Source organism: Roseateles sp. (genome assembly GCF_039595595.1).
In the GTDB taxonomy this organism is placed as follows: Bacteria; Pseudomonadota; Gammaproteobacteria; order Burkholderiales; family Burkholderiaceae_C; genus Roseateles.
In genome coordinates, this window is the sequence record NZ_JBCNLG010000016.1 from 50,555 (window position 1) to 67,776 (window position 17,222).

The 17,222-nt window shown below is 71.6% G+C and carries 15 protein-coding genes; all 15 read left to right on the forward strand.

Annotation, left to right across the window (positions count from 1 at the left end; translation table 11 throughout):
* The first annotated feature begins 37 nt into the window (after positions 1 to 37).
* The gene (locus tag ABDW61_RS18090; protein WP_343640625.1) at positions 38 to 1,582 is read left to right on the forward strand and encodes an O-antigen ligase family protein; all 1,545 of its coding nucleotides are present in this window, start codon (positions 38 to 40) and stop codon (positions 1,580 to 1,582) included.
* Positions 1,579 to 2,628 (forward strand): acyltransferase, encoded by a 1,050-nt coding sequence (locus tag ABDW61_RS18095; protein ID WP_343640626.1) that lies wholly within the window; start codon positions 1,579 to 1,581, stop codon positions 2,626 to 2,628. The genes ABDW61_RS18090 and ABDW61_RS18095 overlap by 4 nt, the downstream gene beginning before the upstream one ends.
* Positions 2,625 to 3,236 (forward strand): serine acetyltransferase, encoded by a 612-nt coding sequence (locus tag ABDW61_RS18100; protein ID WP_343640628.1) that lies wholly within the window; start codon positions 2,625 to 2,627, stop codon positions 3,234 to 3,236. Before ABDW61_RS18095 ends, ABDW61_RS18100 begins: the two co-directional genes overlap by 4 nt.
* A 3-nt stretch (positions 3,237 to 3,239) precedes the next feature.
* On the forward strand, positions 3,240 to 4,703 hold the full coding sequence (locus tag ABDW61_RS18105; protein WP_343640630.1) for an Atrophin-1 multi-domain protein: 1,464 nt from the start codon (positions 3,240 to 3,242) through the stop codon (positions 4,701 to 4,703).
* 29 nt (positions 4,704 to 4,732) lie between these two features.
* Positions 4,733 to 6,052 (forward strand): glycosyltransferase family 4 protein, encoded by a 1,320-nt coding sequence (locus ABDW61_RS18110; RefSeq protein WP_343640631.1) that lies wholly within the window; start codon positions 4,733 to 4,735, stop codon positions 6,050 to 6,052.
* The gene (locus tag ABDW61_RS18115; RefSeq protein WP_343640632.1) at positions 6,045 to 7,256 is read left to right on the forward strand and encodes a glycosyltransferase family 2 protein; all 1,212 of its coding nucleotides are present in this window, start codon (positions 6,045 to 6,047) and stop codon (positions 7,254 to 7,256) included. The genes ABDW61_RS18110 and ABDW61_RS18115 overlap by 8 nt, the downstream gene beginning before the upstream one ends.
* Positions 7,249 to 8,091 (forward strand): WecB/TagA/CpsF family glycosyltransferase, encoded by an 843-nt coding sequence (locus tag ABDW61_RS18120; protein WP_343640633.1) that lies wholly within the window; start codon positions 7,249 to 7,251, stop codon positions 8,089 to 8,091. The genes ABDW61_RS18115 and ABDW61_RS18120 overlap by 8 nt, the downstream gene beginning before the upstream one ends.
* Before the next feature lie 40 nt (positions 8,092 to 8,131).
* Positions 8,132 to 9,292 carry a polysaccharide pyruvyl transferase family protein gene (locus ABDW61_RS18125; protein ID WP_343640634.1) on the forward strand — a complete coding sequence of 387 codons (1,161 nt, stop codon included), beginning with the start codon at positions 8,132 to 8,134 and terminating at the stop codon, positions 9,290 to 9,292.
* Complete coding sequence (locus ABDW61_RS18130) at positions 9,292 to 10,302, forward strand: glycosyltransferase family A protein (RefSeq protein ID WP_343640635.1); 1,011 nt, start codon at positions 9,292 to 9,294, stop codon at positions 10,300 to 10,302. Before ABDW61_RS18125 ends, ABDW61_RS18130 begins: the two co-directional genes overlap by 1 nt.
* Positions 10,303 to 10,306: 4 nt before the next feature.
* Complete coding sequence (locus tag ABDW61_RS18135; protein ID WP_343640637.1) at positions 10,307 to 11,824, forward strand: oligosaccharide flippase family protein; 1,518 nt, start codon at positions 10,307 to 10,309, stop codon at positions 11,822 to 11,824.
* Between the two features lie 22 nt (positions 11,825 to 11,846).
* Positions 11,847 to 12,407, forward strand: a complete 561-nt coding sequence (locus ABDW61_RS18140; protein ID WP_343640639.1) for an acyltransferase — start codon at positions 11,847 to 11,849, stop codon at positions 12,405 to 12,407.
* A complete protein-coding gene (locus ABDW61_RS18145) occupies positions 12,397 to 13,461 on the forward strand; it encodes an acyltransferase (protein ID WP_343640641.1) in 1,065 nt (354 codons plus the stop codon). The genes ABDW61_RS18140 and ABDW61_RS18145 overlap by 11 nt, the downstream gene beginning before the upstream one ends.
* 243 nt (positions 13,462 to 13,704) lie before the next feature.
* The gene (locus ABDW61_RS18150; protein ID WP_343640643.1) at positions 13,705 to 14,727 is read left to right on the forward strand and encodes a glycosyltransferase family A protein; all 1,023 of its coding nucleotides are present in this window, start codon (positions 13,705 to 13,707) and stop codon (positions 14,725 to 14,727) included.
* An 85-nt stretch (positions 14,728 to 14,812) separates the two neighbouring features.
* The gene (locus ABDW61_RS18155; RefSeq protein ID WP_343640645.1) at positions 14,813 to 15,820 is read left to right on the forward strand and encodes an NAD-dependent epimerase; all 1,008 of its coding nucleotides are present in this window, start codon (positions 14,813 to 14,815) and stop codon (positions 15,818 to 15,820) included.
* A 55-nt stretch (positions 15,821 to 15,875) separates the two neighbouring features.
* A complete protein-coding gene (locus ABDW61_RS18160) occupies positions 15,876 to 17,219 on the forward strand; it encodes a UDP-glucose/GDP-mannose dehydrogenase family protein (RefSeq protein WP_343640646.1) in 1,344 nt (447 codons plus the stop codon).
* Positions 17,220 to 17,222 lie beyond the last annotated feature (3 nt).

Sequence of the window (17,222 nt, forward strand, 5' to 3'; positions counted from 1 at the left end):
AGCGATGAGCGCGGTGGGATGGAGTTCGGGCGGATGGATGTCGGCCGCCTGGCGCCGCTGGCGGGATGGCCTGGAGGGCATGTCCGCCGCGGGGCTGGCGGGACTGCTCGCCGGCGCGGTGGCGGTCGGCGTGCTGACGGTGCTGGTGGGCGGCTTCGCCTCCGAGAAGCCGGTGATGATGGCCGTGCTGCCGCTGATGCTGCTGACGGCCTTCCTGTTCCTCTACAGCCGCGAGGCCTTCCTGCTCGTGGTGCTGCTGGTGCGCGCCGGCGCCAACCCGGTCTTCGAGGAGACCCGCCTGGCCGCGATCGGCGGCCTGGGTGGCCTGCTCAACGCGCTGATCATCGTGCTGGCGGGCATCATCATCGCGCGCGATCCCAAGCGCGTGCCGCGCATCGCCTGGATGGTGTGGCTGCCCTTCGTCGTGGTGCAGGCGCTGGGGCTGGTGTATTCGCCGGACCGCATGCAGGCGGTGCGGCTGTATCTGGGCCAGCTGTCGGTGGTGGCGCTCTTCCTGGTCAGTTTCTATCTCGTGAGGGAAGAAGCGGATCTGAACAAGATGCTGAAGCTGGTCACCTGGTCGTCGGTGCCTGTCGCAGTTGTCACCCTGATTTACATCGGCCTGGGCAAAACGGCTGGTAGCGTGGACGGCTTCGAAGCCGCGGCCAGCCGGTACGGCGGTCCCTTCCCTCACGCCAACATCCTGGCGTTCTATCTCGTGCTGTCCGTGGGCGTCCTCTTCTATCGCTGGAAGAGCGGTCTGGCCGGCCGCGGTCTGCTGGCGACCGCGACGGTGCTGCTCTACATGCTGCTGCTGATCGGGCTGCTGTTCGCGACCAAGACGCGCAGCGCCTGGATTTCGGTGCTGTTCATCTTCGTCGTCTACGGCGTGTTCCGCGAGCGGCGCTATCTGGTCTACCTGGTCATCGGCGGCATGCTGGCCATGCTGATCCCCGAGGTGCGCGAGCGCGTCACCGGCCTGGCCGAGGGCAATCAGGTCGTGCAGTACGCCAAGCTCAACTCGTTCGCCTGGCGCAAGCTGCTGTGGGCCGACGCGCTGTCGTGGATGGCCACCTCGCGCTATGTCTTCGGCTACGGCGCGGAGTCCTTCCTGTTCCACTCGCAGACCTTCTTCTCGATGGCCGGCGGCCGCAGCTGGGGCGCGCACAGCGCCGTGGTGCAGATGTTCTTCGAGTACGGCGCGGTCGGTGTCGCGTCCTATGTCTGGGTGTTCCTGGCCACCGCGCGGCTGCTGCGTCCGTTGCTGTCGGTGCGCTTCCTGCTCGCGCTGATCGCGCTGGCGCTGCTGCTGGCCAACTTCCTGGTCTCGCTGTCGGACAACATGCTGTCCTACCTCATCTACAACTGGTACTTCTGGTTGACGATGGGCGCGGTGTGCGCGCTGTCCTGCCGCATCGCCGGCGCGGCCGATCCGCGCCAGCGCCGGCCCTGGGGCATCCGGCCCAGCCGCTACCGCCCGCGCGAGGGCCGCGCGCCGCTGACCGACTTCCCGGCCACGCTGCCGCGCGTGAGCGAGTTCTCGATCACGCAGCCGATGCCCGCGATGGAGCGCGGACGATGAGCCGCGAGGACCGTCCCGTCCTTGCGCCGGCCCCCGCGCATGGCGAGCGCGAGCCGGTGCTCGACGGCGTGCGCGCCATCAGCATCCTGGCGGTGCTGTGGACCCACCTGTTCCCGCTGCGGGTGGGCGGCGTGGCGCTGAACGAGTCGCTGGGCATCTTCGGCATGGCGCTGTTCTTCATCCTGTCGGGCTATCTGATCACGGGCCAGTTGCTGAAGCAGCCGCCGGTGTCGTCCTTCGTCGCGCGGCGCCTGCTGCGCGTGGTACCGGCCGCGTGGATCTGCCTGGCGGTGGTGTGGTGGGTGCGGCCGGTGAGCCTGGACACGGCGCTGAGCTACCTGCTGTTCTACGCCAACCTGCCGCCGCAGCGCCTGGTGCCGCCGGTGGACCATTTCTGGAGCCTGTGCCTGGAAGTGCAGTTCTACATGCTCGCCGCGCTGATGCTGTGGTTGCGCGTGCGCGCGATCTGGTGGCTGTTCCCGGCGCTGCTGCTAGGCGCGACCGCGATGCGCGTCGGCTATCAGGTGACCGCCTCCAGCGTCACCTGGTTCCGCTGCGACGACCTGCTGGCGGGCGCCTGCTTGGCGCTGCTGATGCACTCGCGCCACTGGCCGGCCGCCAAGGCGCAGCTGGCGCGTGCCGGCATGATCCCGCTGCTGCTCGTGGCGTTGCTGGCCGCGAGCTTCCTGCCGCATCCAGGCGTCAATCCGCTGAGCTTCCTGCGCCCGTATCTGGCCGCGGCCTTCGTCGCGGCGCTGCTGTCGCAGCCGGCGCACCGGCTCTCGCGCGTGCTGGGCGGCGCGGCCTTCTCGTACATCGCCACGGTCTCCTACGCGCTCTACATCTGGCATTTGCCGCTGGCCGCGACCTGGCTGGGCAGCGGCGACGTGGTCACCAAGTACCTCAAACGCCCGCTGCTGCTGCTGGCGCTGTTCGCGATCGCGCATGTGTCGACCTTCCAGGTTGAACGCCGCTTCAATGACCTGGCCAAGCGGGTCGGCGCCGGCCGCCGCGCGCCGGCCGCGGCCGAAGGGAGCGCGCGATGAGCGCCACGCGCGCCCCGCGGCGGGCCCGTGACGATGCCGACTGGCAGGCCGACCTGGCCCGCTGCGGCGGCCCGGCCGCGTTGCGCCGCGAGCAGTCGCTGTGGGCGCTGCGCGTGTACCGCTACGGACGCCGTGTCGACGCGATGCCCGAGGGCGTCGCGCGCCGCTGGCACACGCGCGCCTATTGGCTCGCGTTCCGCGCGGTGGAGACGCTGACCGGCATCAGCCTGCCCAAGGAGTGCCGCATCGGCCCCGGGCTTCGCATCTGGCACTTCGGCAATGTGTTCGTGCATCCGCAGACCGTGATCGGCGCGCGCTGCACGCTGCGTCAGGGCGTGACGCTGGGCAACCGCGTCGCCGACGGCCCCTGCCCGGTGCTGGAGGACGGCGTCGAGCTCGGCGCCTATGCGCAGGTGCTGGGCGGCGTGCGTCTGGGCGCGGGCTGCAAGGTCGGCGCGATGTCCGTGGTGCTGCGCGACGTGCCGCCGGGCGCCACCGCGGTGGGCAATCCGGCGCGCATCGTCGCGCGCGAGGCGGGGGCGGCCACGTCCGGCGGGGCCGATGCCGCGCCGGACGCGGCCGCGCAGCCGATGACGATGGAGGACTGAGACATGGCCTGGAATCGACGCCGCTGGTGTGCCACCGCGGGACTCGGACTGAGCGCTTGCGCCCTGCCACAGGCGCTGCTGGCCGCGGCCGACAAGCGCGCGGCGCCCGCCGACCGCGGCGATCACGGCGAGCGCTTCGGCACCGTGCTGCGACCCTTCTCGGCGCAGTCGCCGTGGAACTGCCGGCCCGTCGAGCCGGTGCTGGACGACTGGGAGATTCCCAAGGCCTCCTACGTGCCGGCGCTGGAGTCGGGCAAGTGGTCCACCGGCGTCTTCGTCTGCCAGCCCGATGACCAGCCGATGCGCGTGGTCGGCCTGCCGGGCCAGAAGGGCGTCTGGGATCCGGACGCCGAGACCACGCAGCCCGAGATCGTGCTGCCGCGCTGGCCCGCCAGCGTGCTGCCGGCCACGGGCTCGGATGGCCATGCCGACATCGTCGATGCCGAGGCCGGCATCATCCATTCCTTCTTCCGGCTGATCCGCGTCGACGACCAGTGGTGTGCGAAGCAGTACGCCTGGACGCGGCTGGATGGACGCGGCTGGGGCGACCCGGCGCACTACTTCCAGGGTGCGCGCGCGGCCGCCGTGCCGACCATGGGCGGCCTGCTGCGCCGCCATGAGCTGGAGGAGGGCGCCGGTCCGATCCGTCACGCGCTGGCCCTGTCGCTGACCTTCAACGGGCTGAGCGCGGATCCGGGCTATGTCTTCCCAGCCACCTCGGCCGACGTGGGCCTGAGCAACAACAACGGCCGCATCCCCGAGGGCGCGCTGATGATGCTGCCGCCCGACTTCGACGTGTCCAAGGTCGACGATCCGCGGCTGCGCCGCATCGCCGAGGCGCTCAAGGTCTATGGCGGTTATGTCGTGGACCGCAACATCGGCACGCCCTTCGTCGTCTACGCCGAGATCGGCAGCAACGCCAAGCTGCACAGCGCCACGGTCTGGAACCGGCGCGCGGCGAGCGACCTCGAGGTCATGCGCGCCGCACTGCGCCGCGTGACCTCGGCCAAGGGCTACCTGGACGGCAACGGCCGCCCGGTGGACCTGCGCGAGCCGATGAACCTGCTGTCGATGCGCGGGGCCTGGCGCTCCGAGCGCGACGACGCGCAGGCGCGCTTCGAGACCTGGCAGCAGGCGGTGGTCGTGAAGGACGCCAAACCGGGGCTGACGGTGGTGAACACCAGCGGCCGCCAGATCACCGCGGTGACCTGGGCCAAGCCGCAGCCGGGCCAGGCGATGCGGCTGACGGCGCGCACCGGCAACGGCGCGACGCTGCGCCTGCAGCTGCGCGGCGCCGGCGGCGGCGACGCCAAGTCCGGCGGCTGGACCTTTGACAGCGGCGACCTGGCCGACGGCAAGTCGGTCAGTTTCGAGTGGCCGGACAAGTTCGCGGGCTCGCGCCTGGTGGTGCGCGCCACCGCGCCGGGCGATTGCTGGGCCCGCGGCGACCTGCTGACGACGGCCTGAGGCGCTTGCGCCGATCAGGGAGAAAACGAGTGATCACGACGAAGTTCGATGCCAAGCAGGCCAGCGGCCTGCCCCCCACCACGCCCGGCGCGGTGGCCGGTTCCCCGGCGCAGGCCGGCGGCACGCGGCCGCGCGTGGGCTACCTGGTCAACCATTACCCCAAGGTCAGCCACACCTTCATCCGGCGCGAGATCCTCGCCGTCGAGAAGCAGGGCATCGAGGTGTTCCGCATGGCGGTGCGCGGCTGGGACGACCCCGCGCCCGATCCGGTCGACCAGGTCGAGAAGGGCAAGACCCACTACCTGCTCAAGGACGGGATGGGGCGGCTGGCCAGCGCGACGCTGTCGATGGCGCTGAGCTCGCCCGGGCGCTTCCTGTCGGCGCTCAAGCTCGCGCTCAAGCTCAGCCGCCGCGGCGATCGCCCCTGGCCCTATCACCTGATCTATCTGGCCGAGGCCTGCGTCGCCGTGCCGATGCTGCGCGCGGCCGGCGTGACCCACCTGCATGCGCACTTCGCGACCAACCCGGCCGAGCTGGCCGCGCTGATCGAGGCGCTGGGCGGCCCGACCTACAGCCTGATGGTCCACGGCTCCGAGGAGTTCGATCGCCCGGCCTCGCTGTACCTGGGAGAGAAGATCAAGCGCGCGCGCTTCGTCGCGGCGATCACCTCGTTCTGCCGCAGCCAGCTGTTCCGCTGGTGCGACCCGGCCGACTGGCCCAAGATCCAACTCGTGCGCTGCGGCCTGGACCCGGAGTTCCACCAGATCGAGGCCCCGCCGCCCAGCGGCCACCGCCTGGTGGCGGTGGGCCGGATGTCCGAGCAGAAGGGCTATCTGCTGATGATCGAGGCGGCCGCCCGCGTGGTGCGCGAGGTGCCCGACTTCGAACTCGTGCTGGCCGGCGATGGCGAGATGCGCCCGCTCATCGAAGCCCGCATCGCCCACTTCGGCCTGCAACGCCACGTGCGCATCACTGGCTGGATCTCGAGCGCCCAGGTGCGCGAGGAGATCCTGGGCGCGCGCGCGATGGCGGTGTCCAGCTTCGCCGAGGGCCTGCCCGTGGTGATGATGGAAGCGATGGCGCTGGGCCGACCCTGCGTCAGCAGCTGCATTGCCGGCATTCCCGAGCTGGTGCGCGACGGCGAGAACGGCTGGCTGGTGCCGGCCGGCGACGCGCAGGCGCTGGCCGACGCGATGGTCGCCTGCCTGAGGCTGGACGACGCCGAGCTGCACCGCATCGGCCAGGCCGCGCGCGCCGCGGCGCTGGCGCGGCACGATGTCGACCGCGAGGCCGCGGTGCTGGCCGGCCTGTTCCGCGAGCACGTCTTCAAGGAGCGCGCGCATGCCTGAGCTGCTGCAGGGCCTGCCCTGGCTGATCGTGCTGCTGCTGAGCGCGCTGGCCGCGGCGCCGGCGCTGCTGGTGCTGGCGCAGGTGCTGCTGGCGCTGCTGCCCGATCGCCGCGCGCTGCCGGAGTTCCCGCGGCCGCCGCGCATCGCCGTCGTCATGCCGGCGCACAACGAGGGCCGCGGCCTGCGCCCGACGCTGATGCAGGCGCTGGCGCAGTTGGGCGCGACGGACCGCATCGTGGTCGTGGCCGACAACTGCAGCGATGACACGGCGGCGCAGGCGCGCGAGTTCGACGTCACCGTGGTCGAGCGCACCCATGCCACCGAGCGCGGCAAGGGCTACGCGCTGGACTTCGGCGTGCGGGCGCTGGAGCGCCTGGCGCTCGAGACCGGCCAGGCGCCGGACGTGGTGATCATCCTGGACGCCGACTGCACGCTGGGCGCGCGCCTGCTGCCGCGCATCGCCGCGGTGGCGCACGCCACGGGCCGGCCGGTGCAGGCGACCTACCTGATGTCGGCGGCCAACGAGGGCCTGAAGGCGCGCGTGGCCGAGTTCGCGATGCGCGTGAAGAACCTGGTGCGGCCGCGCGGCATGCACCAGGTCGGCCTGCCTTGCGGCCTGTATGGCACCGGCATGGCCTTCCCGTGGGAGGTGGCGGTGCAGGCGCCACTGGCCAGCGGCCACCTGGCCGAGGACATGCAGCTGGGCGTGCGCCTGGCCCAACTGGGCGCGCCGCCGCTGCTGTGCGAGGACGCGCTGGTGACCAGCGTCTTCGCCAAGAGCAGCGAGGGCGAGGCCAGCCAGCGCACCCGCTGGGAGCACGGCCACCTGGCGATGCTGGTGGGCGAGGGCCCGCGGCTGCTGTGGCAGTCGATGCGTCCGGGCCGCGGCGCGCAATTGCTGCAGGTGATGGACATGCTGGTGCCGCCGCTGGCGCTGCTGGGCATGCTGCTGGCGGGCTGGACCCTGGTCCAGTTGTTGCTCGCGCTGCTGCTGGGATGGACGGCGCCGCTGGTGGTGTCGCTGCTGGGGCTGGGCGGCCTGCTGCTGGCCATCGCGCTGGCGCAGCACCGCTGGGCCGCCGACATCCTGACGCTGGGCGAGCTTGCCCGCGCGCCGCTGATCCTGCTGGCCAAGGTCCCGCTGTACCTGCGCTTCATCGTGAAGCGTCAGGTGGACTGGGTGAGAACCAAGCGAGATGTCTGATCCGATGAGCGCCATTCCCTCTTCCTCGAGCGCCGCGGCCGGCGCGTCCGCCGCGGCGCTGCCGACCATCCAGGTCGACGGGCTGCCCTTCGTCGCGACCACCGTGCCGCCCCTGACCGCCCACATCGTCGACGAGGCCGGCGCCGGCCGCGGCGGCTGGGTGGTCACGCCCAACATCGACATCCTGCGCCGCTGGCGCATCGAGCCGGCCTTCCGCGCGCTGGTGGCCGACGCCACCATCTTCACCGCCGACGGCCGCCCCATCGTCTGGGCCAGCCAGCTGCAGGGCACGCCGCTGCCGGCGCGGCTGACGGGCTCCGACCTGTTCGTCGCGCTGATGGAAGCCGCCGCCCGCGCGGGGCTGCGCATCGCGCTGATCGGCGGCAACGAAGGCACGGCCGAAGCCGCCGCGGCGCGCCTGATCCCCGAGGCGGTGGCCGCCGGCCGCGTGCGCACGCTGTGCCCGCCCTTCGGCTTCGAGCAGCAGCCGCAGGAGATGGCGCGGCTGGAATCGCTGCTCACCGGCTGGCAGCCGCAGATCGTGTTCATCGGGCTGGGCTCGCCCAAGCAGGAGAAGCTGATCGCGCGGCTGCGCGCGCTGGCGCCGCGCGCCTGGTACCTGGGCGTGGGCGTGAGCTTCAGCTTCGTGGCCGGCGACGTGAAGCGCGCGCCCGGCTGGATGCAGCGCAGCGGCCTGGAATGGGTGCACCGCCTGGTGCAGGAGCCGGGCCGCCTGGCGCGCCGCTACCTGGTGGATGGCATCCCCTTCGCGGCCGGGCTGCTGTGGCGCTCGGCGGCGCGGCGCGGCCGCCGTTCCGCGGGTCCCGCGCATTGAGCGCGGCCCGCGCCTTCCCGATCCTCTTTCCGGACTCCGCATGACCGACTTCCTGTTCAACGGCTATTACGGCTACCGCAACACCGGCGACGACGTGTTCTGCGTCGTCGCCGACTGGGGCAGCCGCAAGTACTGGGGTGCGCGCGAGCTGGCCTTCGTCGCGACCGAGCTGCCGGTGCTGAGCCAGCCCGCCCAGGCCATCATCCCGGTGGAGCGCCGCTACCCCGGCCAGCAGACGGTGTCGCGCACGCTGTCGGGCCTGGGCGCGCGGCACATGGTGTATTTCGGCGGCTCGACGCTGCACTCGCCGCAGGAGCTGTGGGTCAACCTGCTGCGCCAGTCGCTGGTGCAGAAGGTGGGCCGCAAGTCGATCGCGGCGGCCGGCGTGTCGGTGGGGCCATTCAAGTCCGCCGAGGGCGAGCGCGAGATCCGCAAGCTGATCGGCGAGATGAGCTACATCGCCGTGCGCGACCGTGCCTCGTTCGAGATCGTCAAGGCGATGAACGTCGACACGCCGGTGATCCAGGCCTTCGATCCGGCGCTGCTGATGCTGGACGTGATGAAGGATGCGCCCGCGCCGGTGCTGCCGGAGCGTCCCGCCGGCCGGCCGGTGATCGGCGTCAGCGTCTGCAACGTCGAGCGCTACTACGGCAACGGCAAGCTCGAGAACGAGCGCCGCCGCGTGGCCTCGGTCAAGGCGACGGTGAAGGCCCTGGCGCAGGAGGGCTTCGCGCTGCGCTTCTTCGTGTTCAACGGCCATGCGGCCTCGGGCGACGATGCCGTCACCGACGAGGTGATCGCGTCGCTGGACGGCTACCCGCATGTGGAGCGCCTGCCGTACGACAACGACCCGAAGCGCGTCTACGCCGAGCTGGCGCGCTGCGACGCGATCTTCGGCGTGCGGCTGCACGCCTGCATCCTCGCGTACACCGCGGGCGTGCCCTTCATCCTGGTCGAGTACCACCGCAAGTGCGGCGACTTCCTCGATGAGATCGGCTATCGCGCCGAGGGCCGCGTCGGCGATGCGACCGAGGATCCGATGGAGGCCGCGCGCCGCATCGCCCGGCTGGCCATCGGCGGGCGCGCCGCGCCGCCGTGGACGCGCTCGATCCAGGACTCCTGCGAGATGGCGCGGCTGAACTTCACCGCGGCCCCTTATCACGAGGGCCGTCACGAAGGACGTCACGAGGGCCGCCGCTGATGCTGACCGCTGTCCCGATGCCCGCCGCCCCGTCCGACGGGCGGCCCCGCGTGTCCGTCGTCATCCCGCTCTACAACAAGGAAGGCCAGATCGCCCGCGCGATCGCCTCGGTGCAGGCGCAGACCTTCCAGGACTTCGAGATCGTCGTGATCGACGACGGCTCCAAGGACGGCGGTCCGGCCCTCGTCGCGGCGATGAGCGACGCGCGCATCCGCCTGTACCGCCAGCCCAACGGCGGCGTGTCGGTGGCGCGCAACCGCGGCGTCGAGCTGGCGCGCGCGGACGTGGTCGCCTTCCTCGATGGCGACGATGCCTGGTATCCCGACCACCTCGAGCGCCTGTGGCAACTGCGCGCCGACTTCCCCGGCACCCTTGCCTGGGCGATGAACTACCACGTGGTGGCGCTGGACGGCACGCTCACGCCCGGCGTGTCGGTCGTGACCGAGCCGCGCGTGGTGCTGACGCCGGAGAACTTCTTCCGCATCGCGCGGCATGGCACGCCGGTGTTCTCGTCGGCGGTGGCGGTGGACCGCGACGCGCTGCGCCGCGTCGGCGGCTTCCCGGCCGGCGTGCGCCTGGGCGAGGACCTGGACACCTGGATCCGGCTGCTGTTCTCGGGCCCGATCGCCTTCGACGCGCGGCCCGGCGCCTTCTATCACGCCGACGGCGACGACCGCGCGCTGGTGCGCAACCCGCCGCCGGCGCGCTACGTGTTCTTCGACACCGACGAGGCCTGGATGCGCGCCCATCCCGAGGCCACGCAGGTGGCGCAGGACATCGAGGCCTTCCACGATTTCTTCCGCCTGGCCCATGCCCATCACCAGATCAAGTGGGGCGACAAGGCGGCGGGCCGCGAGGTGCTCAAGAGCTGCCGCACCGGCGCCTTCGCCGCCGAGCGCGACCGGCTGATGCGCATGAGCCTGCTGCCGCAGCCGCTGTACCGCGCGCTGGGCCGGCTGCTGGCCTCGCTGCGCGGCCGCGCGCCCGCGGCGCAGGCGTCCCGGAGCTGAGGCCGTGTCGCAAGGCAAGCTCGGGGCCAACCTGGTCAGCAATGTCGCGTTCTTCGCGCTGAACATCGTCGTCTCGCTGTGGCTGGTGCGCTACCTGGTGCATCAACTCGGCGTGGCCGCCTACGGCCTGGTGCCGCTGGCCGTGACGGTGGCGGGCTACTTCAACGTGATCACCGCGGGCCTGAACGCGGCGGTGGGGCGCCACCTCACCGTGGCGATGAGCAGCGGCGACGACGCGCGGGCCAACGGCATCTTCAATTCGTCGCTGTGGGCGTCGGCGCTGGTCGGCCTGCTCATGTGCGTGCTGGGACTGCCGCTGCTGAGCCAGATCGCCCACTGGATCGAGGTGCCGGCCGGCTGGGAGCGCGATGCCGGCTGGCTGTTCTTCCTGACGGTGGGCGGGCTGGCGGTGACCACGCTGGGCACGCCCTTCCAGTCGGTGGTCTACAGCCGCAACCGCTTCGACCTGCAGAACCTGGGCAACATCCTCGGGCTGGTGGCGCGCGTGGCCGTCGTGGTGGCGCTGTTCCAGCTGACCGCGCCGCGGCTGTGGCATGTCGGCGCCAGCGTGCTGTGCGCCGCGCTGGCCACGATCGCCGTGGTCATCGTGGCCGCGCGCCGGCTGGCGCCCGCGCTGCGGCCGCGTCCGGGCGAGTTCTCCTGGCCGCTGGTCAAGGAGATGGGCGGCACCGGCGGCTGGATCTTCATCAGCCAGATCGGCACGCTGCTGCTGATCAACATCGACCTGCTGGTGGCCAACAAGGTGGTCGGCGCCGCCGCGGGCGGGCAGTACGCGCTGGTGCTGCAGTGGTCGATGCTGCTGCGCAACTTCGCGCTGGTGGTGTCGGGCGTGTTCGGGCCGACGGTGCTGACGCTGCATGCGCAGGGCCGGCTGGACGAGATGATCGAGTACGCCCGCGCGTCGGTGCGTCACCTCGGACTGGTGATGGCCATCCCGATCGGCATCGTGTGCGGCTTCTCGGAATCGATCCTGCAGGTGTGGCTGGGGCCGGCCTTCGCGCCGCTGTGGGGCGTGATGGTCCTGGCCACGGCCCACCTGGCGCTCAACCTGGCCTATCTGCCGCTGCACAACGTCAGCCTGGCCACCAACCACGTGAAGGTGCCCGGCATCCTGCAGGTGGTGGCGGGCGTGGTGAACCTGGTCCTGGCCATCGCGATGGCCAGGACCTGGGGGCTGTACGGCATCGCCATCGCCGGGGGGCTGGTGCTGCTGCTGCGCAACCTGGTGTTCACGCCGCTGTACGCCGCGCACATCCTGTCGCGGCCGTGGTGGACCTTCGCGCGCGAGGCGCTGCCCATCCTGGCCATGGCCACGCTGGTGTTCCTGGCGTCGCTGGCGGTGTCGCGCCTGGCGGCGCCGGGCTCCTGGCCGGCGCTGGCGCTGTGCGGCTGCGGCGTGGGCGCCGCCGGCGCGCTGCTGCTGTGGACGGTGTTCCTGCGCCGCGCGGACCGGGAGGCGGTGCTGGGCAAGCTGCGCGGCAAGCTCGGGCGGGCCGCTTGAACGGACAACGGAGATCGATGTGATGGGAAGGCTTTCGACACTGGTGCGTCGGCTGCTGGGACGGCCGGCGGCGCCGATCGCGTTCAAGGCGCGCGGCGACGGCTGCGGCATCGCCGGCCGCAACGACTTCGTGTTCCCCGAGCGCATCACGCTCGGCCACCACGTGCACATCGAGGGCGGCGGCTACTTCAACGGCCAGGGCGGCCTGACGATCGGCGATCACGTCATCTTCGCCCCCGGCGTGGCGGTGATGACCTCGATGCATCGCTACAAGGGCGCGACGATGGTCCCGTACGACGAAGTCGACCTGCTGCGGCCGGTGACCATCGAGCGCTTCGTCTGGGTCGGCATGCGGGCGATGATCCTTCCCGGCGTGACGCTGCGCGAGGGCACCATCGTCGGCGCCGGCGCGGTCGTCACCAAGTCGCACCCGCCGGGGGCGATCCTGGGCGGCAATCCGGCGGTGCAGATCGGCACGCGCGACATGGCGGCCTTCCAGGCCATGGTCGACGAGGGCCGGCATTATCTGAAGCTCAAGCAGGAACAAGGCCTGCGCAAGCGCGAGGTGCTGGATGCGCGCTGAAGCGGCGCGGCCCGGGCAGGCGGCGCGCTCCGAGTGGGTGGACGCCGCCAAGGGCCTGGGCATCCTGCTGGTGGTCTACGGCCACGTGGCGCGCGGCCTGGTCAACGGCGGCGTGCCGATGGACCGCCAGTGGTTCGCGACGCTGGACGCGGCGGTCTACGCCTTCCACATGCCGCTGTTCTTCCTGCTGTCGGGCTGGTTCTTCGTCGGCTCGCTGACGCGGCGCGGCCCGCGCGACTTCCTCGCCACGCGGGTGGCGACGGTGCTCTATCCCTACGTGCTGTGGTCGCTGTTGCAGGGCGGCGTCGAGCTGCTGATGTCGCGCTGGACCAGCCAGCCGCTGACGCTGTCCGAGGTGCTCGCGCTGGGCTGGGCGCCGCGGGCGCAGTTCTGGTTCCTGTACGCGCTGTTCCTGATGAGCGTGATCGCGGTGGCGATGTGCGCGCGGCATCCGAAGGCGGGCGTGGCCGCGCTGACGCTGACCGGCGCGCTGTTGCTGGCGCTGCAGCAGCGCGACTGGCCGATGCCGGCGGCGCTGGTGGCCAGCCACCTGATGTACTTCGCCGCCGGCGCCTGGCTGGGCGCGAGCGGCCTGGCCGCCGCGGCCGTGGCGCGGCTCGCGCTGGCGGGCGCGCTGGCCGCCGCCATCGCACTGGCGGCGCTGCAGCCGCTGGGCGCCGAGTGGCCGCGCCTGCTCCGGGTCGCCGCGGCCACGCTGGGCATGTCGGCGGCCGTCTGGCTCGCGCTCGTGATCGCCTCGACCCGCGCCGGCCACGGACTGGCGGTGCTGGGCCGCGCCTCGATCGCGATCTTCCTGGCCCACATCCTGATCGCGAGCGGCGTGCGCATCGTGCTCCTCAAGGGCCTGGGCATCAGCAGCCCCGCGCTTCATCTGATCGCCGGCGTCGCCGCCGGCACCTGCCTGCCGCTGTGGCTCTGGCAGGCGGTCCAGGGACGCGCCGGGATGGCGCTCTTCGAGCTGCCGCGGGCCTGGCGCGAGCGGCTCGCCGGCACCGGCCTGCGCCGGCGCGAACTCCCGGTGCCGAACCAGTGACGGCGGGACGACGCGCCGCGCGCCCGTCCCTCGCTGAAGCGGCCGCGCGGAGCCCTGCTTCGGGGACAGCAGCGGCCTGACACCGTGTTGGTGCGGCACTAGCATTTTTGGGGCGTCTGGCCGACGCTCCGGCACCAGTCCGGGGCAGCTCTCCGCACCCGTGATCGATGATGGGGAGCGCGGACGTCCTTCCTCCGGGTTCACGGGCGCCCGGTGTCGCGTTGCCTCGCTGCCGGGACCGTCATGGCCGCCACGACCGAAGCTCCCCGCCTGTCCGTCGTCATCCCGCTCTACAACAAGCAGGGCCAGATCGCCCGCACGCTGGAGTCGGTGCTGGCGCAGACGGTGCGCGACATCGAGGTCGTCGTCGTGGACGACGGCTCCACCGATGGCGGCCCCGCCGTGGCCGCGGCCTGCAGCGACCCTCGGGTGCGGCTGCACCGGCAGGCCAACGCCGGCGTGTCGGCGGCGCGCAACCAGGGCGTGGCGCTGGCGCGCTGCCCGCTGGTGGCCTTCGTCGACGCGGACGACGCCTGGTACCCCGACCACCTCGAGCGCCTGTGGCGCCTGCGGCTGGCCTATCCCGCCGCGGTGGCCTGGGCCGCGAACTACGAGATCGTCGAGGCCGGCGGCCGCCGCACGCCCGGCGTGCGCCCCGAGACCGGGCCCCCGCTGCTGCTGACGCCGGAGAACTTCTATCGCATTGCGCTGCGGGGCTCGCCAGTGTGCTCCTCGGCGGTGATGGTGGACAAGGGGGCGCTGCTCGCCTCGGGCGGCTTCCCGGTCGGCGTGCGCCTGGGCGAGGACCTGGACACCTGGATCCGGCTGCTGTTCCGCGGCCCCATCGCCTTCGATCCCCGGCCCGGCGCCTGCTATCACGCCGACGGCGACGACCGCGCCCTGGTGCGCCATGCGCCGCCGGCGCGCTATGTCTTCTTCGACACCGGCGAAGCCTGGCGCCGCGCCCATCCGGAGGCGGTCCAGGCCGGCGCCGACATGGAGGAGTTCCACAACTTCTTCCGCATCTCGCACGCCCATCATCAGATCAAGTGGGGCGACAAGGCCGCCGGCCGCGCCGTGCTCCAGGCCTGCCTCACCGAGGCCTTCGCCGCCGAGCGCCGCCGCCTGCTGCGCATGAGCCGGTTGCCCCAGTGGGCCTACCAGGGCCTGGCGCGGCTCCGGCGCGCGCTGCGTCCACCGCCCGCCGCGCCGGCTGCGACGGCCCCCGGGGAAGCTGCGCCGCCGGCCTCCCGTGTTTACCCCTGATTGAGCGGGGACCTGGTCTCGGCAGAGTCATCCGGCTGGGTGAGAATCGGCGCCGTTCGCAACGCCTCACCCCCGGGGAGCAGGTTTGAAAGTTCTCGTCACCGGCGCCGCCGGCTTCATCGGCATGCACGTGAGCCAGATCCTGCTGGTCCGCGGCGACCAGGTCGTCGGCCTGGACAACGTCAACGACTACTACGACCCCACGCTCAAGGAGGCCCGCCTGGCGCGCCTGACCGGCCACCCCGGTTTCAGCTTCGTGCGCATGGACGTGGCCGACCGCGCCGGCATGGCCGCGCTGTTCGAGCAGCACCGCTTCGACCGCGTCGTGCACCTGGCCGCGCAGGCTGGCGTGCGCTACTCGCTGGTCAATCCGCATGCCTACATCGACGCCAACATCGTCGGCTTCACCAACATCCTCGAGGGCTGCCGCCACACCGGCGTCCAGCACCTGGCCTACGCGTCCAGCTCCAGCGTCTACGGCGGCAACACGCACATGCCGTTCAGCGAGCATCACGGCGTCGACCATCCGGTCAGCCTGTACGCCGCGACCAAGAAGGCCAACGAGCTGATGGCCCACACCTACAGCCATCTGTTCAATCTGCCGACCACGGGCCTGCGCTTCTTCACCGTCTACGGGCCCTGGGGCCGGCCGGACATGGCGCTGTTCCTGTTCACCAAGGCGATCCTGGCGGGCGAGCCGATCAAGGTCTTCAACCACGGGAAGATGATCCGCGACTTCACCTACATCGACGACATCGCCGAGGGCGTGGTGCGGGTGCTGGACCGCGCGGCCACGGCCGACCCCGCCTACGATCCCGCGACCGCCGATCCGGCGCGCTCGAGCGCCCCCTATCGCGTCTTCAACATCGGCAACCACGACCCGATCCCGCTGATGGACTTCATCGGCGCGATCGAGCAGGCCATCGGCCGCGAGGCGGTCAAGGAGCTGCTGCCGCTGCAGGACGGCGACGTGCCGGCCACGCATGCCGATGTCGAGGAACTGGCCGCCTGGACCGGCTTCCGTCCCGCGATGCCGGTGCCCGAGGGCATCCGCCGCTTCGTCGCGTGGTACCGCGACTACTACAAGGTCTGAGGACCGCCATCCGGCGGCATCCTGGCCGCCACCGCCCACGAGCTGGAGAGAACGAATGAAAGTGACGACCATCGGTACCGGCTACGTCGGCCTCGTGACCGGCGCCTGCCTGGCCGAGATGGGCAACCACGTGGTCTGCCTGGACGTGAATCCCGACAAGATCCAGGTGCTCAACGACGGGGGCATCCCCATCCACGAGCCGGGCCTGGATGCGGTCGTGTCACGCAACCGCGCCGCCGGCCGGCTGCAGTTCACCACCGACGTGGACGCCGCCGTCGCGCACGGCACGCTGCTGTTCATCGCGGTGGGCACGCCGCCGGGCGAGGACGGCTCGGCCGACCTGCAGTACGTGCTGGCCGCGGCGCGCTCGATCGGCGAGCGCATGACCGACTACAAGGTCGTCGTCGACAAGAGCACCGTGCCGGTGGGCACCGCCGACAAGGTGCGCGGCGCGATCGCCCAGGCGCTGGCCGAGCGCGGCGTGGACCTGAACTTCGCGGTCGTCTCCAATCCGGAGTTCCTCAAGGAGGGCGCGGCGCTGGAGGACTTCATGAAGCCGGACCGCATCATCGTCGGCTCCGACGACGAGCAGGCCACGCTGATGATGCGCGCGCTGTACGCGCCCTTCACCCGCAGCCACGACCGGCTGATGGTGATGGACGTCAAGAGCGCCGAATTCACCAAGTACGCCGCCAACGCGATGCTGGCCACCCGCATCAGCTTCATGAACGAGCTGGCGCTGCTGGCCGAGAAGGTCGGCGCCGACATCGAGCTGGTGCGCCGCGGCATCGGCTCCGATCCGCGCATCGGCTACCAGTTCCTGTACGCGGGCGCCGGCTATGGCGGCTCGTGCTTCCCCAAGGACGTCAAGGCGCTGGTGCGCACCGGCCGGGAGCATGGCCAGGACCTGAAGGTGCTGAACGCCGTCGAGGAGGCCAACGAGCGCCAGAAGCTGGTGCTGGTCGACAAGGTGGTGGCGCGCTTCGGCCAGGACCTGAGCGGCAAGCGCTTCGCGCTGTGGGGCCTGGCCTTCAAGCCCAACACCGACGACATGCGCGAGGCGCCGTCGCTGGTGGTGGTGGAGGAATTGGCGCGGCGCGGCGCCGCGGTGGCGGCCTACGACCCGGTCGCGATGGGCGAGGCCGCCAAGCTGCTGAGCCAGGTGCCTGGCGTCAGCTTCTGCGAGCGCGCCGAGCACGCGCTGAGCGGCTCGGACGCGCTGATCGTCATCACGGAGTGGAAGGAGTTCCGCACCCCGGACTTCGACCGCATCAAGGCGGACCTGACGCAGCCGGTGGTCTTCGACGGCCGCAACCTGTACGAGCCGGCGACGATGGCGATGTTGGGCATCGAGCATCACGCCATCGGCCGCGGCGCGCTGCCGCGGCCGACCGCCTGATTC